Source organism: Enterobacter sp. CM29 (assembly GCF_013179605.1).
Lineage (GTDB): Bacteria > Pseudomonadota > Gammaproteobacteria > Enterobacterales > Enterobacteriaceae > Enterobacter > Enterobacter intestinihominis.
Genome location: NZ_JABMCU010000004.1, coordinates 40,284 through 66,953, shown reverse-complemented (window position 1 = coordinate 66,953; position 26,670 = coordinate 40,284). Strand labels below are relative to the sequence as shown.

Sequence of the window (26,670 nt, the reverse complement as noted above, 5' to 3'; positions counted from 1 at the left end):
GTAGCAAGGAACATAAAGTGAACGGAATGACCACCACCGCCGTATGTTCCCCTCACCCTAACCCTCTCCCCGGAGGGGCGAGGGGATTGCTCAGTGCTCGCATTAATTTGTGGGGAACCCTCAGCCCACAGGTAGAGGGAGAATCTCATTTCGCAATTCCTGCGCTTTAACTTCTCGTTTCTTGATACTTACCCTGATAACTATTATCGTGACCGCGTGTGACGAGAGGTTTCCCCATGAGTGAAGAAGAACTGTTTAGCCGCAGGCCGATGGGCATGCGGATGGCGATGATCGTGCGCCAGTGGCGTGCCGTCATTGACGACGCCATTCTCGATACCGGGTTAACCCAGTCGAGCTGGACGGTGATGATGCAGCTGCATCAGCTCGGGGATAACGTCTCGGTGAGTGAGCTGGCGGAGGTGCAGGGCATTGAACTGCCGCCGCTAATGCGCACCCTGACACAGCTGGAAAAACAGGGTTACCTGCTGCGCACCGTCTCGCCGTATGACAAGCGCATCCGGCTTCTGACGCTGACGCCTGAGGGAAAAGCTGTACTTAACAGGCTCACCCAGGTAATTGAGACGCTTCAGACGCGCGTATCGCAAAACATCGCGCCTGAACATCTCGACATTTTCAGCGCCACCCTGAATCAAATCGCCTGCAATTTGCGGACAATCCGCGAAGAAGATAACAAGACCGAAAAATAATGACTCCTGAACAAAAGTTTGCCCGCTGGGTAAGGGTAAGTATTGCCTCTTTCCTGCTGATGTTTGTCTACTTTATCGTCGCGGATATCTGGATCCCGCTGACGCCGGATTCCACCGTGATGCGCGTGGTGACGCCGGTGTCTGCCCGTGTCTCCGGCTATGTGGCGGCGGTCCATGTCCACAACAATAGCCAGGTGAAGAAAGGCGATCTGCTGTTTGAGCTCGACGACACCCCGTTTCGCAATAAAGTGGAAGCGGCGCAGATCGCGCTTGAGCAGGCTCGCCTTTCCAACGAACAACTGGACGCGCAGATCGCCGCCGCGCAGGCCAGCCTGAAGACCGCCGTGCTGACCGCGCGTAACGACAAAGTGACTTTCGACCGCTACCAGAAACTGAGCACCCTGCAGAACGTGTCGCAGGCGGATCTGGATAAGGTCCGCACTACCTGGCAGAGCAGCGAGCAGTCCGTCAGCTCGATTCAGGCGAATATTCATAACCTGCGCATTCAGCGCGGCGAGCGGAATGAACACCGTAACGTGACGCTGCAAAAATACCGTAACGCGCTGGATGAAGCGGAGCTGAATCTTGGCTGGACGAAGGTCTACGCCGAGGCGGACGGCACGGTGAGTAATCTGCAATTAAGCCCCGGTTTTTACGCCTCGTCCGGTTCGGCAGCGCTGGCGCTGGTGAATACGCAGACGGATATTGTGGCGGATTTCCGCGAGAAGAGCCTGCGTCATACCCACCAGGGGACCGACGCCGCCGTGGTGTTTGACGCCTTTCCGGGACGGGTTTTCCGCGCCCACGTGACCAGCAGTGACGCGGGGATCCTCGCCGGTCAGGAAGCCGTTAACGGTCAACTTTCTGAACCGGAAACCTCTAACCGCTGGGTGCGCGATGCCCAGCGAATGCGCATTCACGTGGCGCTGGACGAAGCCTTACCGAAGTCGCTGCCGACCGGCGCGCGCGCCACCGTGCAGCTCTACAACAGCGAAGGGCCCTTTGCGCGCTTCTTCTCCGGGATGCAAATCCATCTGGTGAGCCTGCTTCACTATGTCTATTAGCACCCTGGCGCGGGTATTTACCCCGCACGGCAACATCGTCTACACGGCAAACGACTTCCGCCAGACCCTGCGCATTGTCTTTGCCGGGATGATTGCGCTCAGTATTTCGAGCTTCTACAACACCAGCTACGGCGTGTTTTTTGTGGTCTACCCGATCATGCTGCTGTCGCTGGTGCCGGTGTTTAACCGCCACGTGGCGAAGCAGTTTATCTTCAGCGCATCGCTCAACTGCGTCGAAATGGTGATCATCATCGGCTTTCTGTCGCAATGGCCGGTCATTATGACGCTGGTGGTCTTTGCCCTGTACGTGATGCGCTTTCGCTTTATGAGCAAGGGGCCGCTGTTTCTGTTCGGTTCGATGGGCGTGGTGTGCCAGAGCGTAATGCTCAACTTTATGAGCTACCCCACCACCAATTGGCACACGCTTTTGTTCTCCAACATTGAAGCGAGCGTGATGGCGGTGTGTCTGAGCGCGCTGATGAATTACCTGCTGCCGGACGTGGAGCCACGTAAGCCGCCGCCGCTGATAGAGAAAGACGATGCCCGCGTGCGCCACGAGTCGCTACTCTCCGGCACCGTGGCGACGCTGATTTTCGTGGTATTTCAGATGAGCGACTTAAGCGATTCGCTCTCGGCGCTGATGGCGGGCATTCTGATCCTGTTCCCGATGCACTACCGCGGCGCGGTGATGAGCTCTATCTGGCGCGTGGTCGGCGTGGTGCTGGGCTGTCTCTATATCCTCGTCGTTCAGCTTATTCTGTACGATCACAGCAGCCATATGCTGCTGATGATGCCGCTGATCGGCCTCGGGCTGGCATTTGGCGCGCGCCTGCACGTGATGGAGAAGGTCGGGGCCGGGGTGGGATTTTCCAGCATTACCACCATCGGCATTATGTTCGGGCAAAACATGCATCCGGACAGCGATCTGGTGTTCAGCGATCTGTACCGCATCACCTCCGTTACCTTCGCGCTGGTGGTCACGCTGACGATGGTCTTTCTGGTGCACCTGATCCTGAACCGCTTCGAGGCGACGCGCTACGTTATCGCGCCGCCAAAAGCGGATTAATGCCCCAGCACGGCGGGCAACTGAGAAAGTAAAAACAGGATCAGGCCAATCGTTCCGCCTACCAGGGTACCGTTTACGCGAATGAACTGAAGATCTTTACCGATATTGAGTTCTATCTGGCGTGACATATCTTTGGCGTCCCAGCTTTTCACCGTGTCGCTGATATGGCGCGTCAGGAATGCCGCAAAATCCGGCGCGACGCGGTGCGCGGCCTGCTCCAGATGCTCGTTCAGCGACGCACGCAGGCTGGCATCATTCGACAGCGTCTCACCAAACCACAGCCCGGCGTTGGCGATACGTTGCTTCACGCGGGAATCGTCGCTCTGCATGTCATTTTTCAGCCACTGGCGCAGGTCAGCCCACATTTCACCCAGGTAGCGGTTAAATGCTTCATCATTCTTCAGATAGTGCTTGATGTTGTCGGCTTTGGCCGTCATCTCCGGGTCGTTTTTCAGGTTGTCGATAAACTTCAGCGTGGCGCGGTCAAATGCCCGACGGATCTGGTGCGTGCGGTCGTGGCTGATATCATCCAGCAGCGTGTTCACCGCGTTCGACACCATCTCTGCGCTCTGATCGCCCAGCCACTCGGTGGGCAGCACCATCGCCTTGCGCGGATGCTCGGTCTTCAGCCAGTGGACGATCTGGTCAGAGATAAATTCCCGCGTGCTCTCTCGCTGAATCAGGGTAATCAGACGGTTGATGATGGCGTCCAGCAGCACCTGGTGACGGTTGTTTTTGGTCATGCTTTCCAGCATGACGGCGCTGGTCTCGGTTAAATCGACCTTGTCGATAGCCTTATGCACCGCGCGTTTGAGCAGGCGCTGAATGCGCCCGTCGTCAGTCAGCTCAAGAAAACCGCTCATCACCTGCATCAAATGCAGCCCGACGCGCTGGGCGTTGTCGGGCTTGCTGAACCAGGCACCAATCATCTGGGCCGGCTCGTAGCGGCGAATTAATGCGACCAGCGACTGGGTATCCAGAAACTTTTCCTGCACGAACTGGCCAAGATTGTCGCCGATGCGGTCCTTATTGCGCGGGATAATCGCCGTATGGCGCGAGATAACGGGAATTGGCACCCGGCGGAATAGCGCGACAACGGCAAACCAGTCCGCCAGCGCGCCGACCATCGCCGCCTCGGCAATAGCTTTTGCGCCGCGTACCCAGAAGGTTTGCGGCAGGAACAGGGTAGTGATAAAGGCCGCAGCGGCAATCAGCAGCAGCGACAGCGCGAGAAGCTTGGCGCGTTTGAGTTCAGTATGTTTTTCCATGGGTTAAGGATAGAGGGATACGGGGGAAAAGTGCAAAAACCGCCACAGCACCCACCCACCAAACCCCATCAATACCATCCCCGCCGTGCGCTCTATCAGCCAGAGCGAACGGCTGAGCTTTCGCTGAACCGCCGGTAACCCCATCAGCGACACCAGCGCAAAATCCCATACCAGTACTACCATCACCATCCAGACGCCGCAGGTCGCCTGCTGAAGCAGCGTGACGTCCGGCCCGAGTAACGCCGTCATCAGCGCCAGGTAGAACAACGCGTTTTTGGGATTCAACAGCGCCGAGCCCAGCCCCAGCAGGATCTGCTTACGCAGCGAGGGGCAGCGCTCATGTGTTTCATTTAGCGTCAGCGTCTGCGGTCGGCTGCGTACAAGATGCGAGCCGATCCAGAGCAAATACAGTGCGCCGGATAATTCAATCAACGTGAACAGCCACGCGAACTGACGCAGCGCGCTCCATCCCATAATGACCAGCAAAATGTAAAGCCCGTTTCCTGCCGCTATCCCGATGCACAATCCGGCGCTGCCGCGCAGTCGGTAGCGGGCGGCGTAGCCCATCAGCAGGAAAAAATCCGGGCCCGGGCTTAACAGGGCAACAAAATGCGCCAGCGCCAGGGCGAGAAAAGCGGAAGGGAAGAACAGTTCCATAGCGACCTCAGAATGCAAAACTGGGGCCAGACTACGAAAACACAGAACCTATTTATTGTCTGATATTGATCGGCCCGTAGCGTACTGGCGCGGTGTGGCGGCGGTGTAGCGCACAAAGGTCTTATGAAAATGGCTCTGGTCGGCAAACCCGCTCTGGTAGCCGACATCGGCGATATCATCCCCGGCACGCAGCCGCGCTTTGGCGTACTCTACGCGGGAGATATTGAGGAAGCTGCCAGGCGTCAGGCCCGTGTCCTTCTTGAAGGTACGGATCAGCGTCTCCTTTCGCAGCGAGAATCGTTGCGCAAGTGCGTCGAGGGAAGGCGGGCTGGAAAGACTGGAAAGAAATGCCTGCTGAACCTGCTGGCTGGTTGATCCAGGCTTTTCTGCCTCATCCATGCAATGGGGAAGGGCAGCAAGCAGCTTGTCCACGGACGCAGGGGACATCCTCTCAACAACTTCCCGGTAATACATAAACAGCGTAGCGTTGCGAATCACCTGAACCGCAAGGGGAAGGTCCGTATCGATATAAAGCATATGATAACTACGCGGCTGCCCGGCAACAGGGTTGCAGCTGTGTGGGACATAAGCCGGGATCACAATCAGGTCCCCGGGCTGGAGGATGTATTCTCTGCCATTACACACGCAGCATGTCTGGCCTTCCACAATTGCGCCGATGGAGAGCTGAGGGTGGCAATGGCGTTTGTACGCCTGCATGCTCTGCCACGTGCTGCGTAGTTCAAGGCCCGAGGCGCGGTGAAAGGTCTGACGGATGTGGCGGGTATCGGTCATAGCAACTCCTTATGAAGGTTTTTTATACCACGCCAGCCACGGTATGGCATCGCTTTACTCAGAACCTTCCGGATATACCCAACTTTACGTCCATAGCCAGTCATGTTGACTACCCTTAATACCCTAAGCGGTAAAACATGGAGATTCGATATGGCTTATCAGACAGTAAATCCTGCCACTAACCAGCTCATCAAAGAATATCCCTCCCACACTGACGCAGATGTTGAAGCGGCGCTGAAGGCAGCCGATGCGCTCTATCACTCCGACTGGGCGAAAGGCGACATAAGCCAGCGCCTGCCGGTACTGCATAAGCTGGCGGACCTGATCGACGAACGCGTGGAGGAGCTGGCGAAAATCGCCAGCCAGGAGATGGGTAAGCTCATCGAACAGAGCCGCGGCGAGGTGAAGCTGTGCGCGCAAATCGCCCGCTACTATGCGGACAACGCGAAGCAGTTCCTGGCCCCGGTGAAGTATGACTCTGAACTCGGGGAAGCATGGGTTGAACATCACCCCATCGGCGTGCTGATGGCCGTCGAACCATGGAACTTCCCATACTATCAGCTGATGCGCGTTCTGGCGCCAAACCTGGCGGCGGGTAACCCTGTCATCGCTAAACACGCCAGCATTGTGCCGCACTGTGCGGAAACCTTCGCCCATCTGGTGCGTGAGGCGGGCGCGCCGGAAGGGGCGTGGACCAACCTGTTTATCTCGTCCGATCAGGTGGCGAACATCATCGCTGACGATCGCGTACAGGGCGCGGCGCTAACCGGTTCAGAAAAAGCGGGCAGCGTGGTAGCGGCCCAGGCAGCGAAGCACATTAAGAAATCCACGCTGGAGCTTGGCGGTAACGACGTATTCGTGGTGCTCGACGATGCGGACCTGGATAAAGCGGTGAAGATCGGCGTTAACGCGCGGCTCAACAACGCCGGGCAGGTCTGTACCGCGGCGAAGCGCTTTATCCTGCATGAAAAGATTGCCGATGCCTTCCTGAGCAAATTCACCGAGGCATTTAAGCAGGTGAAGATTGGCGATCCGCTGGACGAAAGCACCACGCTGGGGCCGCTGTCCTCTAAAGACGCGCTCGACACGTTGACCAAACAGGTTAACGAGGCGGTGAAAAACGGCGCTACGCTGCACTATGGCGGCAAACCTGTGCAGCGAGACGGGAGCTTCTTTGAGCCGACCATCCTGACCAACATCTCACGCGACAACCCGGCGTACTTCGAAGAGTTCTTTGGCCCGGTAGCGCAGATTTACGTGGTGAAAAACGACGACGAGGCGGTCGCGCTGGCGAACGACTCCCACTACGGCCTGGGCGGAGCGGTGTTCAGCCAGGATATTGAGCGCGCGAAGAAGATGGCATCGCGTATTGAGACCGGGATGGTGTACATCAACTGGCTCACCGATACGGCGGCAGAACTGCCGTTCGGCGGCGTAAAACGTTCGGGTTACGGACGCGAGCTGTCGGACCTGGGGATCAAAGAGTTTGTGAACCAGAAGCTGGTGGTCGTTCGCAAGTAATGTCGGACATAAAAAAACCTGCCATCCGGCAGGTTTTTTTATTAACAGTCTCATCGCCTTTTTTGCCGGGTGGCGCTGCGCTTACCCGGCCTACAAGGTGCAATAATATTCATAAATTGCACCCTTCATTGTAGGCCCGTGCAAGCGTAGCGCCGCCGGGCGAAACGGGCAAACAGGCTTAGAAGGACACGCCACCGCCAACATATGCGCCGTCAATCAGCGTGTGGTTAGGACGACCGTCTTTACCATCAACGCTCACGTGACGATAACCCACCTTCAGCGTCACCGGCTTCACTGGCGTCCAGCTTACGCCACCGTTCGCTTCAACGTAGTTTTTCACGCTGTTGTTCAGGCCGTCTGGCGCAACGTAGCCTTCACCGAATACCCTGATGCTGTCGGTCAGGGCAACGTTCACACCGCCGCCGACCGGGAACGCCACGCCGTTATCGCCTTTTTTCGGGCCAACGTAGAGGGCCTTAGCGCCTGCGTTCAGCATCACCGGGCCGACTTCAAAGTTGTAGCCTGCTCCTACGCCACCGGTTGTGGTGCCGTCATCTGTGTTTTTCAGCCAGCTACCTTCGGTGTACAGACCGGAGGTTGATTTCCCCATTTCCACATTCAGGTTGGTAAAGTTTTTACCCTGCTCAATGCTGCCGCCCATGGCCAGTGCGGAGCCCGATACGGCAGTCAGAGCGGAAAGAAGGAGAACGTTGAGCTTTTTCATGAGTTTTTCCTCGTCATCAAATTAATCTGAGGGCACCTTAACAAGAGCTGTTTATCTCTGCAAATGCGATGCTTGTCACGTTTTTATGCTGTTTTTGTTTGGTTTTTGAATTTTAAATGTTGTTCGAATGTTGACCCGGCAAGGAGTCAATACGTAATGCATTCGCGTTTAGAAAGGGTTCAGGATTCTCATTAAACGTACGCTGAACGGGTCGGAAAAATTAGTTCAGGATGAATTAATTGAGTTTCTAATAATTTCCAAAAGTGTTTCAGTTGTCACAGATAAAGACACAGGTTTACATTTCTGGAGGTGGCTATACGCCCCGTTGTGCCGAACCGCTTTCACCATGTCATTTTTCTGACACGTTTCTTCATTACGTTGTTGGCTTCACTTACTGGGTGCTAACACTATGAAAAGAAAAATCATTCCTGTGCTAATTGGTTGTGCGCTCTCTTTCTCTGGCCTGGCGGCACAGCCAACCGCGGAGCGTTACGTCGTCAGTTTTCCCGAAGGCGCGCATGTCAAATACAGCGGTGCGTTTGCCAGCGCGTTTCCGAACGGGCTGCCTGTGGGGATTGGCTCTGGCCTGCTGTTTACGGGCAAGCAGGGCGATGCCTTGACGTTTACGACCGTGACCGATCGCGGTCCTAACGCGGATTCGCCAAAAATGGGGAAAAATGACGCTAAAATTTTTGTTACCCCGGATTTTGCCCCGCTGCTAATGACGATCCGTGTGCAAAACGGTAAAGCGGAGGCCGTGGACGCGCGTCCTTTGCATGACGATAAAGGCGAAATCAACGGTCTGCCGCTGCAAAGTGGCGTGATTGGTTCCACCAATGAAATCGCGCTAAGCGACACCTTAAAAGTGCTGAAAGGCGATAACCGCGGGCTGGATACGGAAGGCATCACGCCGGACGGGAAGGGCGGCTACTGGCTGTGCGATGAGTATGGTCCGTTCCTGATTAATATTGACAGTAAAGGGAAAATCCTCGCGATCCACGGCCCACAGGCGGCGGAAGGGGAGAAATCCATCGCGGGCGGTCTGCCAAATGTTATCAAATGGCGCCAGGCAAACCGGGGATTTGAAGGCCTGACCCGCATGCCGGACGGACGTATTATCGCCGCTGTCCAGAGTACGTTGGATATCGACGGGAAGAGCAAAAAGCAGGCGCTGTTTACGCGACTGGTCAGCTTCGATCCGGCGACCGGAAAAACCGCGATGTACGGCTACCCTGTCGACAGCGCGGCCTACAGCAAAAACAGCGACGCCAAAATCGGCGATATCGTGGCGCTGGATAACCACACTATCCTGCTGATTGAACAGGGCGAAGATAAAAACGACGCAATGCGTAACCTCATCTACAGGGTGGATCTGAGCAAGGCGAGCGATCTGGCCGCCTTCGACAAGCCGGGCGAATACCCGGAATTTGACGATGAGAAAACGCTGGCGCAGCGCGGCATTACACTTGCGGAAAAAACGCAGGTGGTCGATCTGCGTGCGCTGGGCTGGCAGCAGGAAAAGGCCGAAGGGCTGGCGCTGATTGACGACAAAACGCTGGCGGTGGCGAACGATAACGACTTTGGCGTGAAGGTGGCGATGCACAACCCGGCCGAGGGCAAGAAGCTCAAGGATTATCGGGTGAACGCGGAAGGCAAGCTGACGCTGGATGACAAAGCGGTTGAAACTACCCTCAGCGTCAAGCCGCTGAAGAAGCCGGATTCCGACAGCGAGCTGTGGATTGTGACGCTGCCGGAGGCGTTGAAATAATATTGGGCTTTACCCCTCACCCTGGCCCTCTCCCCACAGGGGAGAGGGGATTGTTCGGTGCAGATACTCTTCAACGCGGAATAGTTAGATCGACTTAACGCTCTTTTCCCAGGTCTCGACCAGATGATCTCGCAGGCTTCCGGTTCCGTGCATTGTCACCAGAAGATTCTGTCGTGCGCGGGTAATGCCGACGTAAAGGCGCTTGATATCGTCACTCAGATCTTCACTGTCCCTTTCCTTTGCCGCATCCATAATGGCGACCGAATTAAACTCAAGCCCCTTGCTGCTGGGCAGCGGCATGACGCAGAGGTAATCATTCTGCGGGGACCAGTGCTTTTTATCATCGCTGGAGACAATCATCTGGTATGGGATCTTGCGGGCTTCAAGCCTTGGCGCGAGCATGCCTGAAATGCTGTAGGTTGAGGGGCACAGTATGGCGATTTCTGACCACGCAACACCTTCCTGTCGCTGCTCTGTGACCCAATCGAGGACGCGCGTAATCTCCTCGTCCTGATTATCAAAGCTGGCCAGCGCGGGATACTTCCCGGACAGGCCACCTGCGGCAGGCTGCTGGTATTTGAGAGAAGCTTCTATGTGATTATTGAGATAATTAAATGCTACGCTGCTGGCAAAATGGAGTATTTGCCGGGTGTTGCGATAATTGGTATCCAAAATAGTTGTACGGCCCTGAGCCTTTATATCGACGCTGGACAGGGTAAAATCGAGAGCTTTCTTTTTCTGATAAATTGACTGAGCGTCATCGTACAGAAACAGCAGGGAGCTATCTTTATTGTCCGGCATTTTGGCGAGGATTCTTAGCCATTCCGGTTTAAAATCGTGTCCTTCATCTATCAAAACGGCGCTGTACTGCTCCGGTTTGATTGCTCCCTCTTCAAATGCCACCGTCAGCGCATTTTCCATCAGCTCAATAAAGTTTTTGCTCCTGGGGGGAAGACGCCGATGCGCGTTTAATTGCTGATAACACCAGGCGTGGAAATGGATAACTTCGACGGGAAGTCTGAGGCTATGCTGTTCGAGCTGCGCTTTGAGTTTTTTAGCCAGCGTAATGTTGTAGCAAATCACCAGTATCGGTTTGGTGTTTTCAATGTTGTTGGCAAGCTCAATACATCGGTGGTGCAAAATGAGCGTTTTGCCCGAACCAGCCACGCCATGAATTACCCTGTGTCCCGCCCCCATACTTCTGGCGAGTTGTTCCTGGTTCCTGTCCATCATGCATACCACATCAGGGGTGTGGAAAGTAAAATTATCCAGGTCAACCCGCGTAACGGATGGGTTAATGCGGACATCGGGATAAAGATGCCACCGGATGCGGTCGAGCTGCTGTGGTGTTGTGTTATGAACAAAGTGATGTTTGAGAAGGGATTCGAGCCGGCCAGAGATTTGTTCTCGAGTCATAAACTCGTTGAGTTCGTCTTTGCATATCACCTGGCTGGCGGGCAATATTTCATTCAACTCCTCAGGTGTAAAACTCTTTTCCAGCTGTGCCCGAGTGATGTTGCTCAAATAAACACCGTATCCATACGGCATAATAAAACCGCCCTCATGCTCTCCCTGTTTCTGGCGAAGCAGGGGATCTTTTTTCAGGCTATTGATGATATGAAAGGTATATTGTCGAACTTGTTCGAGTGGGTTCTTCAACGGCTCTATGCCGTTTTTGGTTTCATAATTAATATGGGTTTTATTAGCCGATTTTATTTTTGTGATATACCAGTCTTTCACTTCTATAAACAGCAGCCCTTTATCGGGGGCCAGAATCACAAAATCAGTATGATCGTCTTTGTCTCCCATTCGGGTATCATACCAGCAGGTACATTGTTCGCTGAGCCCACCCTCCAGAAGCCTTGCCAGTCTTTTTTCTCCTGCCGTAATTTTCTCGCTACAGCTGCTAACCGTGGGAATAATGATTGCCATATTACGCCTACCAATTCATGAAAATTATATAAATCCAATTAATTAATATTGTAACCAATATTAATCAAAGCATGATTTCATTCATGATAAGAACATTAACAGACAATATTGCAAACAGAAAGGGCGAAACCCGCATTTTGCCTTAATGAAATACGCCCCCTTTACTGTTTAAAAGGGAGCGACGATTTACTTTTTCAGTCCCGCAAACGCTGCCCGAATTTCCTCTTCCGGCAGCTGTATTCCAATAAACACCATCACGCTGTGCGGCGGTTCATCGCCCCACGGACGATCCCAGTCGGCGCTGTACAGGCGCTGCACGCCCTGGAACAGCAGGCGGTTCGGCTCGCCGTCGATCCACAGCATTCCTTTATAGCGCAGCAGATTGTCGGCAAACGACAGCAGCAGGTTCTCCATCACGCGCGAGACCTCGCTGATGTCCACCGGGTAGTCCAGCTCCACCACAATCGACGCTACGTCGTTTTGCTTGTCTGCCATAAAGTGGAAGCGCGGTTTCGCGGTGACGTTCTCCTCCAGCATAAAGCCGTTGGTGTTGAACAGCTGAGACAGGTCGATATCGCCGTGCGTCACGGTATAAATGGGTGCGCGCGAGTTGATGCGCGTCAGGCGCTCACGCAGTTTTTCGCTTTCACCCGCCACGTCGGTTTTGGTCAGCAGAATGCGGTCGGCGTAGCCAATCTGAGACTGGGCGATGGTGAACTGGTTCATCTGCTCGTCGGCATGGACCGCGTCGACCAGGGCGACGACGCCGTCCAGCAGGTAGCGCTGGCACAGAATGTCGTGGGAGAAAAAGGTCTGAATAATCGGGCCGGGGTCGGCCATGCCGGTGCACTCGATCACCAGACGGTCGAAGACGATGTCACCGCGATCGCGGCTGTCGAGCAGGTCCAGCAGGGCGTCTTCTAATTCACTGGAGCGGGTGCAGCAGATGCAGCCGTTGGTCAGGGTTTTGATCTGCGTGGCGCGGTCGCCAATCAGCTGATCGTCAACGGAGACTTCGCCAAATTCGTTTTCAATGACGGCGATTTTGAAGCCGTGCTGTTCATTCAGGATGTGGCGCAGCAGGGTGGTTTTACCGGCGCCGAGAAAACCGGTCAGCAGGGTAACGGCAATCGGGGTCATGGTTTCTCCTTTAGCAGCAGCGGACGCCGCCTTCTCCACTTCCGCCGTAGCGCGCTTCCTGACGCTCGCGGAAGAATTCAGTGTAGGTCATGTACGGCTTATCCGGATGGTTGGTCTTCATATGCTCAACGTAGTTGTCATAGTCCGGAATGCCAATCAGCATTTTCGCCGCCTGACCGAGGTATTTTTTTGCTTCGCCTAAGTTACCAAACATAACGTGTCCTGATAAGAAAAAGCCCGGTGGCGCTACGCTTACCGGGCCTACAGTAACGTTGTAGGGCGGGTCAGCGCAGCGCCACCCGCCATTTTATTAATGGTGTGAAGACGTCTTCACGCCGCCTTCCGGCACCGGCACGTACGGGGTTTCTTTGTCCGTACGGCCATCGGCATTACGCACTTTCATCCAGGTTTTAATGCCGTAGAAGATAATGCTGTACACCACCACCAGGAACAGAATGCTCAGACCCGCGTTGGTGTAGTTGTTCACCACGATATGGTTCATGTTGGCAATCTGCTGCGCGGTCAGATCCGCGCCGCCTGCGGCAATCTTCTCTTTGTACTGGTTAGCCATGAAGAAGAAGCCTTCCAGCTGCGGGTTGGTGCTGAACAGTTTCAGACCCAGCGCCCAGGTAGTGCAGAGCAGCAGCCACAGCGCAGGCACCACGGTTACCCAGATGTATTTGGTGCGTTTCATCTTCACCAGGACAACGGTGCCCAGCACCAGGGCCACAGCCGCCAGCATCTGGTTAGAGATGCCGAACAGCGGCCACAGGCTCTTCACGCCGCCCAGCGGGTCTACAACGCCCTGATACAGCAGGTAACCCCACAGACCTACGCAGCCCGCAGTACCCAGAACACCTGCTACCAGAGAGTCGGTTTTCTTCAGGAACGGCACGAAGTTACCCAGCAGATCCTGCAACATGAAGCGGCCTGCACGCGTACCGGCATCCAGCGCGGTGAGGATGAACAGCGCTTCAAACAGGATACCGAAGTGGTACCAGAAGCCCATGTCCGCCCACGGCAGCACTTTGTGGAACACGTGTGCGATACCCACCGCCAGCGTCGGTGCGCCACCTGCGCGGTTCAGCACGGATGGTTCGCCGATGTCTTTCGCGGTCTGCATAATCTGCTCAGGCGAAATCACGAAGCCCCAGGAGCTGACGGTCGCCGCCGCGTGTGCGCTGGCATCTTTCAGCTGCGCCATAATCAGCGCGGTATTTTCGCCGCCCATCTCATGCAGGTTTGGCATGGTGATGCCGAGACCCGCTGGTGGGGTGTTCATCGCGAAGTACAGCCCAGGCTCGATAATCGACGCCGCAACCAGCGCCATGATCGCCACGAAGGATTCCATCAGCATCGCGCCGTAACCGATGAAGCGCGCGTCGGTTTCGTTGGCCATCAGCTTCGGCGTGGTGCCGGAGGCGATCAGCGCGTGGAAGCCAGACACGGCACCGCAGGCAATGGTGATAAACAGGAACGGGAACAGGGCACCTTTCCACAGCGGACCGGTACCGTCAATGTACTGCGTCACCGCCGGCATTTTCAGTTCAGGGTTGATGATCACAATCCCGATTGCCAGCCCGACGATCACGCCGATTTTCAGGAAGGTCGCCAGGTAGTCACGCGGAGCCAGAATCAGCCACACCGGCAGCAGCGCTGAGATGAACGCGTAACCGATCAGCGCGAAGGTGATGGTGGTGTCTTTAAAGGTCAGCGCCGGGCCCCAGTACGGGTCGTGGGCAATCACACCGCCGAAGTAGATGGAGGCGACCAGCAGCACGATACCGATGACCGACACCTCGCCAACGCGGCCAGGGCGCAGGAAGCGCATGTAGATGCCCATGAACAGCGCAATCGGCACGGTAGAGCAGACGGTGAAGACGCCCCACGGACTTTCGGCCAGCGCTTTCACCACGATCAGGGCCAGCACTGCCAGGATGATGATCATGATCAGGAAGCAGCCGAAGAGGGCGATCGTGCCCGGCACGCGGCCCATCTCCTCTTTGATCATCTCGCCCAGCGACGAACCATTACGGCGCGAGGAGATAAACAGCACCATAAAGTCCTGCACCGCTCCCGCCAGCACTACGCCCGCGAGCAGCCAGAGCGTACCCGGCAGGTAGCCCATCTGTGCAGCCAGCACCGGACCGACCAGCGGACCCGCGCCTGCAATGGCGGCGAAGTGGTGACCAAACAGCACGTAACGGTTGGTTGGCACATAGTTCAGGCCGTCATTGTTAATGACCGCCGGGGTGGCGCGCGTCGGGTCGAGCTTCATGACCTTCTGCGCGATGTACAAGCTGTAGTAGCGATAAGCCACAAGATAGACGGAAACCGACGCGACCACGATCCACAGGGCGCTGACGTGCTCGCCCCGGCGTAATGCGACAACCGCCAGACAGAAAGCGCCGATGATCCCGAGGATGGCCCAGGGCACGTGCTTAAGTAGTTTTTTAGTATCCATAGTAAGACCTGGTTTTTTATGTAAAGAAAAAAGGGTCAGGGTTCGTTGTGAGGAGGTATTGATTAATGCTGGAGCGATCGTGCCAGATCCTCGCGCGTGTAAAGCACGGTAAATGGGTGAGTGGTTGAAAGCGATGCGTGAGCGGTCAAAAGCGAGGGTGAGTGGTTAATGCTCACCCCCGGCGGGAGAAAATATGTGATTGAGATCACTGAGAATAATCTAGCCCTGCGGGGTTTCGTCGTTCGCATCAGGGCATTGCGTGCAGCGGCAGGGCTGATATGCGGGCAGCAGCTGATAGCGTCCTTTGCCGTCGTGTTCGATAATCGGGGAAAGGGCCTGTAGATCGCGGTACACCGTACGTTCGGTAATGCCAAATTTTTGCATCAGATCGCGGCGATTAACGCTTCCGTTGCGGTGCAGAGCAATAATGATGTCAACCAGACGTTCAGCCGAGCGGCTTCGGGGTGAAGAGGCCATAAGACTTTCCAGCGTTAAGGGGGCGGCTGACGACGTCGTCAGCCGCCCCGGAAAATTTATCTTATGGATAGTTAACGGCGCACCTTTGCGGAAACCTTAGCGTTTTTTTGTGCAACGGGATCAAACCGCGGCTTCCATCTCCATCATCACCGGGTGGAAACGGCGTTTGAAGTAGATCAGGCCGTGCCCCTCGCTGCTGAGGATGATGTTCTTAATCTCCACCAGGTAGACCAGATGGGTGCCGATGGTTTGCACCTGGGTTATCTCACCTTCCAGGCTTGCCAGGGCGCCTTTCAGCACCGGCTGCGCCAGCGGTCCTTTCTGCCAGCAGGAGAGAGCAAAGCGCTCCTCCATGGCCATGCCGGTCATCCCGGCAAAGTGGCGGGCCATGATCTCCTGCTCGTGGTTCAGCACGTTGACGCACAGTTTGCCGTTGCCCTGGAAGACCGGGTTCATGGCGCTGTTGGCGTTGATGCAGACCATGACCGAGGGCGGGGTGTCCGTGACCGAACAGACGGCGGTGGCGGTAATGCCGCAGCGGCCCGCATCGCCCTCGGTGGTGACCACATTCACCGCCGCCGACAGGCTGGCCATCGCGTCGCGAAAACGCAGGCGTTCTTCAGATTGCATTGAAACCTCCCGCTGCGTTATTTCAGCAGCTTATCCAGCATGTTGATATCAGTGTTGTTGTGCAGGTGCGGTACGGTCCAGCCGTGCTGGTCGTACTCGGACATGCAGCGGTCAACCATCGCCATCATCTTGTCCATGTTGCCGGAGCTTTGCGCCTGACGCAGGCATTGCAGGCGGATCTCATCCTGGCTACCGGAGTAGTTGATTTCGTACAGCTCGTGACGTCCGCCAAACTCGCTACCGATGGCATCCCACATCAGTTTCAGAATCTTGATGCGTTCGACGTGATCCATCCCGTTGGAGCCGCGTACGTACTTCGCCAGATACTGGTCGATCTGCGGGTTGTTCAGGTCCCGCGCGCTGGACGGCAGGTAGATCAGCCCGGAGGTCACGTTGCGTTCGATGATGTTCTTGATTTTCGCGTAGGCCATTGGCGCCATCACGCGGTAGGTCTGTAACGCCGCGTGGTCAGGCAAGTACGCGCCGTTTACCCACGGCGTGGCTTCGGAGCACATGGAGTCGCTCAGCGCCCAGAACATGTTGCGCCACGCCACCACTTCGCCGAGATCCGCCTGCACGCCGCGGAACTCGAGGGTGCCGGTACACTCCAGCGATTTCTTCAGCAGAGCGGTGATGAAGTCGAGCTTCACCGCCAGACGCACGCAGGCCTGAAGCGGGTACATGCGGGCGAAGCCACCTTCCATCGTCCAGCGACGGCAGCGGTCGAAATCGCGGTAGATCAGCACGTTTTCCCACGGGATCAGCACATGATCCATCACCAGAATGGCGTCGTTCTCGTCAAAGCGGCTGGAGAGCGGGTAGTCGTACGGGGAGCCGGTCGCCCCTGCCACCATCTCGTAAGAGGCGCGGGAGATCAGCTTCACCCCTTCGGCATCCATCGGCGCGACGAACATTAGCGCGAAGTCCGGGTTTTCGCCCATCACCTGCGCAGAGCCAAAACCAATCATGTTGTAGTGGGTCAGCGCAGAGTTGGTGGCCACCACTTTCGCGCCGCTGACGATGATCCCGGCGTCGGTCTCTTTCTCCAGCTTGATGTAAACGTCTTTCACCTCGTCCGCCGGTTTATGGCGGTCGATAGGCGGGTTGACGATGGCGTGGTTAAAGTACAGGCCGGTTTCCTGAATACGGGTGTACCAGTTGCGGGCGTTCTGCTCGAACTGACCGTAGAAGGCAGGGTTCGCCCCCAGCGCGCAGCCGAACGCGGCTTTGTAGTCTGGCGTGCGGCCCATCCAGCCGTAGCTCAGGCGCGACCACTCGGCGATGGCGTCGCGCTGCTGGCGCAGATCGTCGGCGCTTTTCGCCACACGGAAGAATTTATGGGTGTAGCCGCCGCTGCCGGTGTCGGTGCCCCAGCAGAGGGTATCCTGCATGTCTGGCTTGTGCAGGGCATCGTACATCTGGGCGATGGACGCCGCCGCATTGCGAAATGCCGGGTGGGTAGTGACGTCCTTAACGCGCTCGCCGTAGATATAAATCTCACGGCCATCTTGCAGGCTTTTTAAATACTCTTCACCGGTTAACGGACGTTTGGCATCAGCGCGGAAATCTTCAGGCTTCATAGGGACCTCGTATCGGAAGATGGTTGTTAAATTTATGTTTTGTTTTTGTTGTTTAATTGAAGCGTGAGAGGGGCGGAACGTGAAGGGACGATTGGGACAACGGCAGGTACTTTTCGGGTGGGATGTTGTTTTGTGATCTGTGCGGCTTTTCGGCGGGTGGCGCTGCGCTTACCCGCCCTACGAACCGTGATGCGTTCAGGAAACCGGTACTTTCTGCGCCCGGTATGCGCTGGGTGAGCACCCCGTCAGTCGGTTAAAAAAACGGGCGAAATAGGCCGGATCTTTAAACCCCAGTTGCCAGGCAATTTCGCTCACTGTGCTGTCGGAAAACAGCAGCAAGCGCCTGGCTTCCCGCAGCTGGCGGTCGAAGATCAGCCGTTTCGGCGAGCGGTTGGCAAAGCGGCGGCAGATATCGGTCAGGCGGGATTCGGTAAGATGCAGTTCGCTGGCGTATTCCGGCACCGTCCAGTGCTCGTGGTAATGCGCATCTGTCAGCTGGTTAAAGCGCTGAAACAGCTTCAGCTCGCCGCGCATGCCGCCTGAAGCGTGGTCGTCGAGCTTCGCGTTGCGCAGCAGCAGGGTAAATACGGCCTGCGCCAGCAGGACCAGCGTATGCTCACGGCCCGGCAGCTGTTCCGTGGATTCCCGGGCAATGAGCTGCCAGTAATGCTTCAGCGCCGCCAGCTCGTCAGGCCTGTCGGCAAGCGACAGGCAGATCCCCGGCAGGCCGAACGCCTCCCGCGTGCCGGGGTAGAGCACTTCTAACAACGGCCAGATAAGATCCTCGCGCACCGTCAGCACGTGGCCGTCGCTGTCGGATTCAGTGATAAACGCGTGCGGCACCGACGGCGGCGTCAGAACGAACAGCGGCGCCTGCACCGAGTAGCGGTGGTCGTCGAGCTGCAGCTCAATCTGCCCGGTGTCGAGAAAATGCATCTGAAAATACTGGTCGTGGCGGTGCGCCTGCATGTCGCGGCCAAAAAAGGCCGCCATGCGGGCGAACGACTGGTAGTGCACATCGTCGGTGCCCAGACTTTCGTCGTACTCCTTGCTGATATCAATGTTGGCGATAGGGCTCTGGCACATGATCGTTCCTCTTTTGAACCCGCTGCGTCATCGGAATGCGCGTCAGCACCAGCGCGCCCACTACCAGCAGACCCGCCACGAACCACAGCCCCGAGCTGAAGCTGCCGGTCGCGTCGCGAAGAATACCAATCAGCAATGGGCTGACGGCAGACCCGACGTTGCCGATGGCGTTGATCACCGCCAGCGCCACCGCGCGGGATTGCAGGCTAATCACCTGGTCCGGCGTGGTCCAGAATATCGCCATGGCGGTAAACGATCCGGTTGAGGCCATGATGATGCCAAGCAGCTGGATCAGGCTGTGATCGGTCGCCGAGGCCAGCATCCATCCCGCCGCCGCAAACAGATACGGCAGGATGGTGTGCTTTTTTCGCTCTTTCAGCCTGTCGGAGCGGCGGCTCCACCAGATCATCCCGAGGATGGTGCAAAACTGCGGGATCGCCGCCAGCAGGCCAATCACGATATTGCTGCTGCCGGTGTTGAAGCTTTGCAGGATCTGCGGCGTCCAGATGTTGATCGCGCTCAGCGTATTCGTCAGGCAGAAGTAGGCCAGCGTGTAGAGCAGTACGGCGGGCGTCAGCACCTCGCGCAGCGTCGATCGCGGCGTGGCGACGTGCGCAATGGCCAGTTCCTGCTCGCGGGCGATCATCGTTTTGAGTGCCTGCTTTTCATCATCATCCAGCCAGGTGGCCTGATCCGGGGTGTCGTTAAGGTAGAACCAGGTCACCACGCCGAGCACCACCGACGGTAGCCCCTCCAGCAGGAACAGCCACTGCCAGCCCTTCAGGTTCCACAGCCCGTCCATCGCCAGAATGTAACCGGAGAGGATCGAGCCGAGCATCATGGTCACCGGCATGGCGATCATAAACAACGCGTTGGCGCGGGCGCGGTGATAGGCCGGGAACCACCAGGTGAGATAGACCAGGATCCCCGGCAGGAAACCGGCTTCGGCAATGCCCACCAGCATGCGCAGGACGTAGAGCGTTTCGGGGCTGGTGGCGAACATGGTGCAGGTAGAGGCGATGCCCCACACCACCATGATCCCGGCGATCCAGCGCCGCGCGCCGATTTTCGCCAGCATGATGTTGCTGGGGATCCCGCACAGCACGTAGGTGACGTAAAACAGGGTCGCGGCCAGGCCAAACATGGTCGACGTGAGGCCCAGATCTTTGCCCATCGTTAGCCCGGCAAAGCCGATGTTGATGCGATCGAGAAACGAAAAGACAAACAGGATAAAGAGAAACACGATCAAACGACGGAACAGCTTGTTGATAACGCGATGTTCTATAGCTTTCTTATCTTGCAGGGTAGAGGTCGTCATGCTGCGCTCCAGATCTTACGTTTAGTAGACGGATTTATTGTTATTAACTGACGTAACCGGTTGTTCGATAAAGCGTGCCGCCAGCGCTTCCGCGCCGCGGGCGAGCAGGGTGGTGTCGACGCCGACGGCGACAAACAGCGCGCCGAGTGCAAGGTAACGTTTCGCCAGCTGCTCGTTCGCCATCAGGATGCCGGGCGCTTTACCGGCGGCGCGTATCTGCGCGATCGCCTGCTCAATGGCGGCCTGCACCTCCGGGTGCTGCGGATTACCGGCAAAGCCCATGTCGGCACTCAGATCCGCCGGGCCGATAAACACGCCGTCGACGCCGTCCACGTCCAGGATCTGCGGCAGGTTTTTTAACGCTCTTAGGGTTTCGATTTGCACCAGCACGCACATGGCGTCGTTAGCCTGATGCAGATAGTCCGGGATACGGTTCCAGCGCGACGCCCGCGCCAGCGCGCTGCCGACGCCGCGAATGCCCGCGGGCGGATAGCGGGTGGCGCTGACCGCCAGCCGCGCTTCGTCGGCGTTTTGCACCATCGGCACCAGCAGGGTTTGCACCCCCACGTCCAACAGTTGCTTGATCTGCACCGGATCGTTCCACGACGGGCGCACCACCGGCTGGCTGGGATAAGGGGCGATGGCCTGTAGCTGAGTCAGAATGGTCTGCACGCTGTTCGGCGCGTGCTCCCCGTCGATCAGCAGCCAGTCAAAACCGGCCCCGGCCAGTAGCTCAGCGCTGTAGCTGCTGGTTAGCCCCAGCCATAACCCGATTTGCGGTCGGCCCGCTTTCAGCGCCGCTTTGAATGCGTTTTGCATGATCATCTCCTTACACAAAGCGGCAGCTGATGGAGCCCATGTTGCCGTAGTCGACGTGGAAGGTGTCGCCTCTGCTGGCGGGCACCGGGCGGGTAAACGAGCCGCCGAGGATGATCTGGCCTGGCTCAAGCTGCACGTCGTATGGCGCGAGTTTGTTCGCCAGCCACGCCACGCCGTTCGCCGGATGATTAAGGACGCCTGCGGCCACGCCGGTCTCTTCGATCACGCCGTTGCGGTAGAGCAGGGCGGAGATCCAGCGCAGATCCAGCTCGTCGGGTTTAATCGGGCGGCCGCCGAGGATCACGCCCGCGTTGGCGGCGTTATCGGAGATAGTGTCGAATACCTTGCGCGGGCGCTGGGTTTCCGGGTCAACGTTGTGGCAGCGGGCGTCGATCAGCTCCAGGGCAGGGATGACGTAATCCGTGGCGTTGTAAACGTCGAAGATCGTGCAGTTCGGGCCGCGCAGCGGTTTTGCCAGCACGAAGGCCAGCTCCACTTCGATGCGCGGGACGATAAAGCGATCCACGGGAATGTCGCTGCCGTCGTGGAAGAACATATCGTCCAGCAGCGCGCCGTAGTCTGGCTCGCTGATCTGCGAGCTGGCCTGCATCGCTTTGGAGGTGAGGCCGATCTTGTGGCCTTTCAGCACGCGGCCTTCGGCAATTTTCAGGCTCACCCATTCGCGCTGGACGGCGTAGGCGTCTTCAATGGTGATCTCCGGATACTCAAGCGAGATCGCGCGGATCTGCTCCCGGGATTGTTCCGCCTGATGCAGGCGGTGGGCGATCAGGGTATGGGTGTGTTTGTCGAGCATGGCGATATCCTGTTGTTGCCGGGTGGCGCGTAGCGATCCCGGCCTACGTTCGAGCCGTTGTAGGCCCGGTAAGCGAAGCGCCACCGGGCGAAAAAGATGTCTACTTAAACAACGCGTGCACGTTGTTTTGTTTGTAGTTCAGCGTCGGATCGAGTTCTTCCATGGCGAAAGAGAGCGCCAGATAACGGCCCGCCATTAGCTCTGCAAAATGCGTTTTGATCAGCGCAAACAGCATTTCACCGACCTCTTCCCGGCTCTCCAGACTGCGCCCGACGCCGATTTTGAGCGTCATATGTACAAAGGCGTAATCGTGCTTGCCGTCGGCCATCTGCCAGGTGTCCAGCCAGTGGGCGCGGCTGCGGATACCGCCGAGCGGGAAAATACCCGTGGCGGCGAGCGCCTCGTTCACTTTGGCAAACAGCCCCGGCAGGTCGGCCTGCTCGCGGATGTTGTCGGTACATTCAGCAATAAAGTGCGGCATGGTGGCTCCTTACGCGGGCAGCGGGAAAACGGCGTTGACCTGGCCGGTGCCGGAGCTGGCGAACAGCTCGGTGAGAAACTCCACCTTACCGTCGTAGTTGTCCCAGCCGAGCACCCCCAGCAGCATCACCGTGTCGTGCATGTTGCCCTCGCCGTAGCAGTAGTCGGCGTACTCCGGCAGCATGCTGCAAAACTCTTTGAACTGCCCCTCGCGCCATAGCTTCACTACCCGCTCATCCATCTGGCGGTCAAACTCGCGGGTATAGCTGTTCATCCCTTCCTCCGCGCGCTGGTCGTCGATAAAGCGGTGCGACAGCGAGCCGCTGGCGAGCACCGCCACGGTGCCGTCGTATTTTTCGATGGCGCTGACGATGGCCTCGCCCAGCCTGCGGCTGTCGGCGAAGTCGTGAACCGTGCAGAACGCCGAGATGGAGACCACTTTGAAGTGCTTATCCGCGTTCATGTAGCGCATCGGCACCAGCGTGCCGTACTCCAGCTTGAGGCTCGGGATGTTGTGCGCCTTGGCGCGCACGCCAAGCTTCACCGCTTCGTCGGCGATCAGCTGGCCGAGTTCCGGGTTGCCGTCGTAGTCGTAGGTCATGTCGCGAATAAAATGCGGCAGCTCGTTGCTGGTGTAGACGCCTGAAAAATGGTCCGCACAGTTGATGTGATACGCGCTGTTCACCAGCCAGTGGGTGTCGAAGACGATAATGGTATCGACGCCCAGCTCGCGGCAGCGCTTGCTGATCTCTTTATGCCCGTCGATGGCAGACTGGCGGCAGCCGTGATTTTTGCCCGGCAGTTCAGAGAGATACATTGACGGCACGTGGGTGATTTTTGCCGCTAACGCTAATTTTCCCATGATCAGATCCCCCATTTTGGAATCGGATGGTCGCCCATGGAGATACAGACGTTTTTCATCTCCGCGAAGACCTCGAAGCTGTACTCGCCGCCCTCACGCCCGGTGCCGGAGGCCTTCACGCCGCCAAACGGCTGGCGCAGGTCGCGCACGTTCTGGGTGTTGACGAACACCATTCCCGCTTCAATGTTGCGCGCCAGACGCAGCACTTTGCTGACGTCCTGCGTCCAGATGTACGACGCCAGGCCATACTCCACGTCGTTTGCCAGGCGCAGGCCTTCCGCTTCGTCCTTAAACGGCAGCAGGCAGGCCACCGGCCCGAAGATCTCTTCCTGCGCCACGCGCATGCGGTTATCGACATCCGCCAGCACGGTCGGGCGCAGGAAATTGCCGCCTTTCAGGTGCGCAGGAAGATCGGTCGGTTTGTCCGGGCCGCCCGCCAGCAGGGTTGCCCCCTCTTCAATGCCGAGGCGGATGTAGCCGGAGACCTTCTCCCAGTGCTGCTTGCTGATCAGCGCGCCAATCTGGGTGTTCGGATCGGTCGGGTCGCCCACGCGCAGGCGGCTGGCGCGCTCGGCAAAGCGTTTGACGAACTCCGGGTAGATGCTCTGCTGGATGAAGATGCGCGAGCCGGCGGTGCAGCGTTCGCCGTTGATGGAGAAGATGGTGAACAGGGCGGCGTCCAGCGCTCGCTCGATGTCCGCGTCTTCAAATATCAGCACCGGAGATTTGCCGCCCAGCTCCATGGAATACTTCTTCAGCCCGGCGTTTTTCATGATGTTACGCCCGGTGGCGGTGCCGCCGGTGAAGGAGACGGCGCGCACGTCATGATGACGCACCAGCGCGTCGCCCGCCGTGGCGCCATAGCCCTGCACTACGTTCAGCACGCCCGCCGGAATGCCCGCCTCCAGCGCCAGCTCGCCCAGACGGTCGGCGGTCAGCGGGGAGAGCTCGGACATCTTCAGCACCGCGGTGTTACCCAGCGCCAGGCACGGCGCGACCTTCCAGGTGGCGGTCATAAACGGCACGTTCCACGGCGACACCAGCGCACAAACGCCTACCGGCTGCACGAGGGTGTAGTTGAGCATCTTGTCATCGACCGGGTAGGTTTTGCCGTTCATCTGCTGGCACACCTCGGCGAAGAACTCAAAGTTGTGCGAGGCGCGTGGAATGAGCACGTTTTTGGTCTGGTGGATCGGCAGGCCGGTGTCGGCGGTCTCCATCGCGGCAATGTCCGGCACGTTCTGGTCAATCAGATCCCCCAGGCGACGCATCAGGCGCGCACGCTCCTTCATCGGCAGGTTGGCCCATTTCGGGAACGCCTCTTTGGCGGCGGCAACGGCCTGATGGATTTCGGCTTCGCCGCCAGAGGCCACTTCTGCCAGCACCTCGCCGGAGGCCGGATTAGTGGTTTGGAAGTACTCACTTCCGGCGACGTTTTTCCCGTTGATCCAGTGGTTAATCTTTTTCATTTTGCAGTATCCTCACTGACAATTCGGTTTACCAGGCGGCCTACGCCTTCCACTTCCACTACCACCTCATCGCCCGGCACCACGTCGGACAGCCCCTTCGGCGTGCCGGTGGCAATCATGTCGCCCGGTTGCAGGGTCATGAAATCGCTCAGATACGCAATCAGGAATGGGATGCTGAAAATGAGATCGGCGGTGGTGCCTTCCAGACGCAGTTCACCGTTGACGTAGGTGCGAAGACGAAGGTTGTGCGGGTCAGGGATGGCTTCTTTTGGCACTACGTTCGGGCTGATGGGGGTCAGCCCGTCGCGGCTTTTCACCCGCAGGTTCGGGCGATAGTAGTTTTCGAGATAATCGCGGATGGCGTAGTCGTTGCACACCGTGTAGCCCGCAACATAGTCCATCGCCTCGGCTTCGCTGACCTTACGCGTGGTTTTACCGATGACCACCACCAGCTCGGCTTCGTAATGCATGTATTCAATGTTGTTTGGGCGCACCGAGGTCTGGTTGTCGCCATTAAAGGTGTTTGGCGCTTTGATAAACACCAGCGGCTCGGTGGGGGGCTTGAAGTCCAGCTCGCTGGCGTGATCGGCGTAGTTCAGGCCGAGGGCGAACAGCGTGGCGTGCGGCGGCGTGCGCGAAGCGATGGCAACGTCGCGTTCCTCCACCACCGGGTTTTCCAGCGGCGGAAATCCCTCTGCCAGAATGCGTACCCGATCGCCCGGGCGAATTTCGACGCGGCTTTGCGGGGTACCGAGCAATATCGCATCGCCGGGGTTCAGGGTGGCAAATTCGCTCAGGGCGCTCAGCAGTTTGGCGGCGTTGCGGTGCAGATCGGCCGTGTTCCAGTGGTCCGCTTCGCGACCGTTGATCTCGGTGATGATGGTCAGGTTGTCCACGTTATCAACGGCGACAGGTTCGCCGAGCGGGCAAAATCCATCCCGGCATTTGGCTTTAATAGCCGGGCGGTAGAAGCTCTCTTCCGGCAGGCTGATTTCGTTGGCCAGCGCGTAGCCAGCGATGTACGCCGCCGCCTCTTCAACGCGTACTTTGCTGGCGGTTTTGCCCACCACCAGCGCCACCGTTGCGCCGCTTAACACGGTTTCTCCCTGCGGGAAGGGAATCGGCTCGCCTGCGCGAATAACGGTGTTATGTGGCTTGATAAACCACACCGCCGTTTTTGGCGGCGCGTTATAGGGGGCTTTTTCAAACGCCTCAGCCCAGGCCGCACGCTGGCTTTGGTGGTTTAGCGCTACGGCAAAAACAGTACCTTTCATTCCCATACTCCTCAAACCGGCTGTCCGGTTTTGATTTCATTAATATGTTAATGATCTGGTTTTATGCTTTTGCTGTTCGTTTCGCAATCAGAAGTGAATAATTTGTGATATGAATAACAATAAATTTACACCAATGGGTTAATTATCATTTAAATCAATGCATTAAAAAAATGACGTTGTTTCTGTTAGACTTTTTGGGTTACAACGTGTTGTCTATAAAAGCATCTGTTTTAAATTGTTTACTTGTTAATGATGTAAGGGGAAGGTGATGCATGACTCATTAACCATCGCGCTGTTGCAGGCGCGTGAAGCGGCGATGGGCTACTTCCGCCCGATAGTGAAACGGCATAATCTGACCGAACAGCAGTGGCGTATCGTCCGCGTGCTGGCCGAGCATCCCTCCATGGATTTTCACGATCTGGCGTTCCGCACCTGCATTTTGCGCCCAAGCCTGACCGGCATTCTGACGCGGATGGAGCGCGACGGTCTGGTGCTGCGCTTAAAGCCGGTGAATGACCAGCGCAAGCTGTACGTATCGCTGACGAAAGAAGGCAACGCGCTGTACCAGCGTGCTCAGGCTCAGGTGGAAGAGGCGTACCAGCAGATTGAGGCGGAATATACCCCGGAGAAGATGAAGCAGCTCACGGCGCTGCTGGAAGAGTTTATTGAACTCGGAAACCGACATATTGCCGCGCGGGACGAAGAGTAAAAACCCTAAAATCCAGGATGATTTTCGTAAAGTTTTCCCTTTCCAGGCC

The 26,670-nt window shown here is 57.3% G+C and carries 25 protein-coding genes; 6 read left to right on the top strand and 19 right to left on the bottom strand.

Annotated elements, in window-relative coordinates; all coding sequences use genetic code 11:
* Positions 1–236: 236 nt before the first annotated feature.
* The 3 genes from HP459_RS01365 to HP459_RS01355 are packed head-to-tail and all read left to right on the top strand — an operon-like array spanning position 237 to position 2,837.
* The gene (locus HP459_RS01365; RefSeq protein ID WP_022646938.1) at positions 237–707 is read left to right on the top strand and encodes a MarR family winged helix-turn-helix transcriptional regulator; all 471 of its coding nucleotides are present in this window, start codon (positions 237–239) and stop codon (positions 705–707) included.
* The gene (locus HP459_RS01360) at positions 704–1,771 is read left to right on the top strand and encodes an HlyD family secretion protein (RefSeq protein WP_088581776.1); all 1,068 of its coding nucleotides are present in this window, start codon (positions 704–706) and stop codon (positions 1,769–1,771) included. Before HP459_RS01365 ends, HP459_RS01360 begins: the two co-directional genes overlap by 4 nt.
* On the top strand, positions 1,761–2,837 hold the full coding sequence (locus HP459_RS01355; protein WP_022646940.1) for a DUF2955 domain-containing protein: 1,077 nt from the start codon (positions 1,761–1,763) through the stop codon (positions 2,835–2,837). The genes HP459_RS01360 and HP459_RS01355 overlap by 11 nt, the downstream gene beginning before the upstream one ends.
* Here the strand turns inward: HP459_RS01355 and HP459_RS01350 are convergent.
* Genes HP459_RS01350 through HP459_RS01340 form a run of 3 tightly spaced genes read right to left on the bottom strand, consistent with a single transcriptional unit; the run spans position 2,834 to position 5,554 of the window.
* A complete protein-coding gene (locus HP459_RS01350; RefSeq protein WP_023299245.1) occupies positions 2,834–4,105 on the bottom strand; it encodes a DUF445 domain-containing protein in 1,272 nt (423 codons plus the stop codon). The genes HP459_RS01355 and HP459_RS01350 overlap by 4 nt on opposite strands.
* 3 nt (positions 4,106–4,108) lie before the next feature.
* On the bottom strand, positions 4,109–4,762 hold the full coding sequence (locus tag HP459_RS01345; protein WP_171935836.1) for a LysE family translocator: 654 nt from the start codon (positions 4,760–4,762) through the stop codon (positions 4,109–4,111).
* Positions 4,763–4,810: 48 nt separating this feature from the next.
* Positions 4,811–5,554 carry an AraC family transcriptional regulator gene (locus tag HP459_RS01340; RefSeq protein ID WP_126490041.1) on the bottom strand — a complete coding sequence of 248 codons (744 nt, stop codon included), beginning with the start codon at positions 5,552–5,554 and terminating at the stop codon, positions 4,811–4,813.
* A gap of 150 nt (positions 5,555–5,704) precedes the next feature.
* Here HP459_RS01340 and HP459_RS01335 point away from each other — a divergent pair, with 150 nt between their 5' ends.
* Positions 5,705–7,075, top strand: a complete 1,371-nt coding sequence (locus tag HP459_RS01335; RefSeq protein WP_023305391.1) for an NAD-dependent succinate-semialdehyde dehydrogenase — start codon at positions 5,705–5,707, stop codon at positions 7,073–7,075.
* Between the two features lie 178 nt (positions 7,076–7,253).
* On the opposite strand, the gene HP459_RS01330 is transcribed toward HP459_RS01335, so the two are convergent.
* Entirely contained in the window at positions 7,254–7,799 is a 546-nt protein-coding gene (locus HP459_RS01330) for a YfaZ family outer membrane protein (RefSeq protein WP_023299248.1), read from the bottom strand.
* Positions 7,800–8,208: 409 nt separating this feature from the next.
* Here HP459_RS01330 and HP459_RS01325 point away from each other — a divergent pair, with 409 nt between their 5' ends.
* A complete protein-coding gene (locus HP459_RS01325; protein WP_171935835.1) occupies positions 8,209–9,567 on the top strand; it encodes an esterase-like activity of phytase family protein in 1,359 nt (452 codons plus the stop codon).
* Positions 9,568–9,651: 84 nt separating this feature from the next.
* On the opposite strand, the gene HP459_RS01320 is transcribed toward HP459_RS01325, so the two are convergent.
* The 15 genes from HP459_RS01320 to hpaG form a co-directional block, all read right to left on the bottom strand.
* Positions 9,652–11,499, bottom strand: coding sequence for a 3'-5' exonuclease (locus HP459_RS01320; RefSeq protein ID WP_171935834.1), 1,848 nt, complete (start codon positions 11,497–11,499; stop codon positions 9,652–9,654).
* Positions 11,500–11,685: 186 nt separating this feature from the next.
* Positions 11,686–12,639 carry a GTPase gene (yjiA, locus tag HP459_RS01315; protein ID WP_171935833.1) on the bottom strand — a complete coding sequence of 318 codons (954 nt, stop codon included), beginning with the start codon at positions 12,637–12,639 and terminating at the stop codon, positions 11,686–11,688.
* A gap of 10 nt (positions 12,640–12,649) precedes the next feature.
* Positions 12,650–12,853: a YbdD/YjiX family protein gene (locus HP459_RS01310; RefSeq protein ID WP_003856610.1), complete on the bottom strand. Its 204-nt coding sequence runs from the start codon at positions 12,851–12,853 to the stop codon at positions 12,650–12,652.
* A gap of 96 nt (positions 12,854–12,949) precedes the next feature.
* Entirely contained in the window at positions 12,950–15,103 is a 2,154-nt protein-coding gene (locus HP459_RS01305; protein ID WP_022646950.1) for a carbon starvation CstA family protein, read from the bottom strand.
* 219 nt (positions 15,104–15,322) lie between these two features.
* The gene (locus tag HP459_RS01300; RefSeq protein ID WP_023305395.1) at positions 15,323–15,580 is read right to left on the bottom strand and encodes an HTH domain-containing protein; all 258 of its coding nucleotides are present in this window, start codon (positions 15,578–15,580) and stop codon (positions 15,323–15,325) included.
* A gap of 120 nt (positions 15,581–15,700) precedes the next feature.
* Positions 15,701–16,210, bottom strand: coding sequence for a 4-hydroxyphenylacetate 3-monooxygenase reductase subunit (locus HP459_RS01295; protein WP_003856606.1), 510 nt, complete (start codon positions 16,208–16,210; stop codon positions 15,701–15,703).
* Positions 16,211–16,227: 17 nt separating this feature from the next.
* Complete coding sequence (gene hpaB, locus HP459_RS01290; RefSeq protein ID WP_010427196.1) at positions 16,228–17,790, bottom strand: 4-hydroxyphenylacetate 3-monooxygenase, oxygenase component; 1,563 nt, start codon at positions 17,788–17,790, stop codon at positions 16,228–16,230.
* A 195-nt stretch (positions 17,791–17,985) separates the two neighbouring features.
* A complete protein-coding gene (gene hpaA, locus HP459_RS01285; RefSeq protein WP_022646953.1) occupies positions 17,986–18,876 on the bottom strand; it encodes a 4-hydroxyphenylacetate catabolism regulatory protein HpaA in 891 nt (296 codons plus the stop codon).
* Complete coding sequence (gene hpaX, locus HP459_RS01280) at positions 18,848–20,194, bottom strand: 4-hydroxyphenylacetate permease (protein ID WP_032625355.1); 1,347 nt, start codon at positions 20,192–20,194, stop codon at positions 18,848–18,850. Before hpaX ends, hpaA begins: the two co-directional genes overlap by 29 nt.
* Before the next feature lie 21 nt (positions 20,195–20,215).
* Positions 20,216–21,013: a 4-hydroxy-2-oxoheptanedioate aldolase gene (hpaI, locus tag HP459_RS01275; protein WP_023299257.1), complete on the bottom strand. Its 798-nt coding sequence runs from the start codon at positions 21,011–21,013 to the stop codon at positions 20,216–20,218.
* Between the two features lie 10 nt (positions 21,014–21,023).
* On the bottom strand, positions 21,024–21,827 hold the full coding sequence (gene hpaH / locus HP459_RS01270; RefSeq protein WP_023305397.1) for a 2-oxo-hept-4-ene-1,7-dioate hydratase: 804 nt from the start codon (positions 21,825–21,827) through the stop codon (positions 21,024–21,026).
* 100 nt (positions 21,828–21,927) lie between these two features.
* Positions 21,928–22,308 (bottom strand): 5-carboxymethyl-2-hydroxymuconate Delta-isomerase, encoded by a 381-nt coding sequence (locus HP459_RS01265; RefSeq protein WP_058645757.1) that lies wholly within the window; start codon positions 22,306–22,308, stop codon positions 21,928–21,930.
* A 9-nt stretch (positions 22,309–22,317) separates the two neighbouring features.
* Positions 22,318–23,169, bottom strand: a complete 852-nt coding sequence (hpaD, locus tag HP459_RS01260) for a 3,4-dihydroxyphenylacetate 2,3-dioxygenase (RefSeq protein ID WP_058645759.1) — start codon at positions 23,167–23,169, stop codon at positions 22,318–22,320.
* Between the two features lie 2 nt (positions 23,170–23,171).
* Positions 23,172–24,638, bottom strand: a complete 1,467-nt coding sequence (gene hpaE, locus HP459_RS01255; RefSeq protein WP_022646959.1) for a 5-carboxymethyl-2-hydroxymuconate semialdehyde dehydrogenase — start codon at positions 24,636–24,638, stop codon at positions 23,172–23,174.
* Positions 24,635–25,912: a 4-hydroxyphenylacetate degradation bifunctional isomerase/decarboxylase gene (gene hpaG, locus HP459_RS01250; protein ID WP_171935832.1), complete on the bottom strand. Its 1,278-nt coding sequence runs from the start codon at positions 25,910–25,912 to the stop codon at positions 24,635–24,637. Before hpaG ends, hpaE begins: the two co-directional genes overlap by 4 nt.
* 268 nt (positions 25,913–26,180) lie before the next feature.
* Here hpaG and hpaR point away from each other — a divergent pair, with 268 nt between their 5' ends.
* The gene (hpaR, locus tag HP459_RS01245; RefSeq protein ID WP_006810239.1) at positions 26,181–26,621 is read left to right on the top strand and encodes a homoprotocatechuate degradation operon regulator HpaR; all 441 of its coding nucleotides are present in this window, start codon (positions 26,181–26,183) and stop codon (positions 26,619–26,621) included.
* Positions 26,622–26,670: the final 49 nt, after the last annotated feature.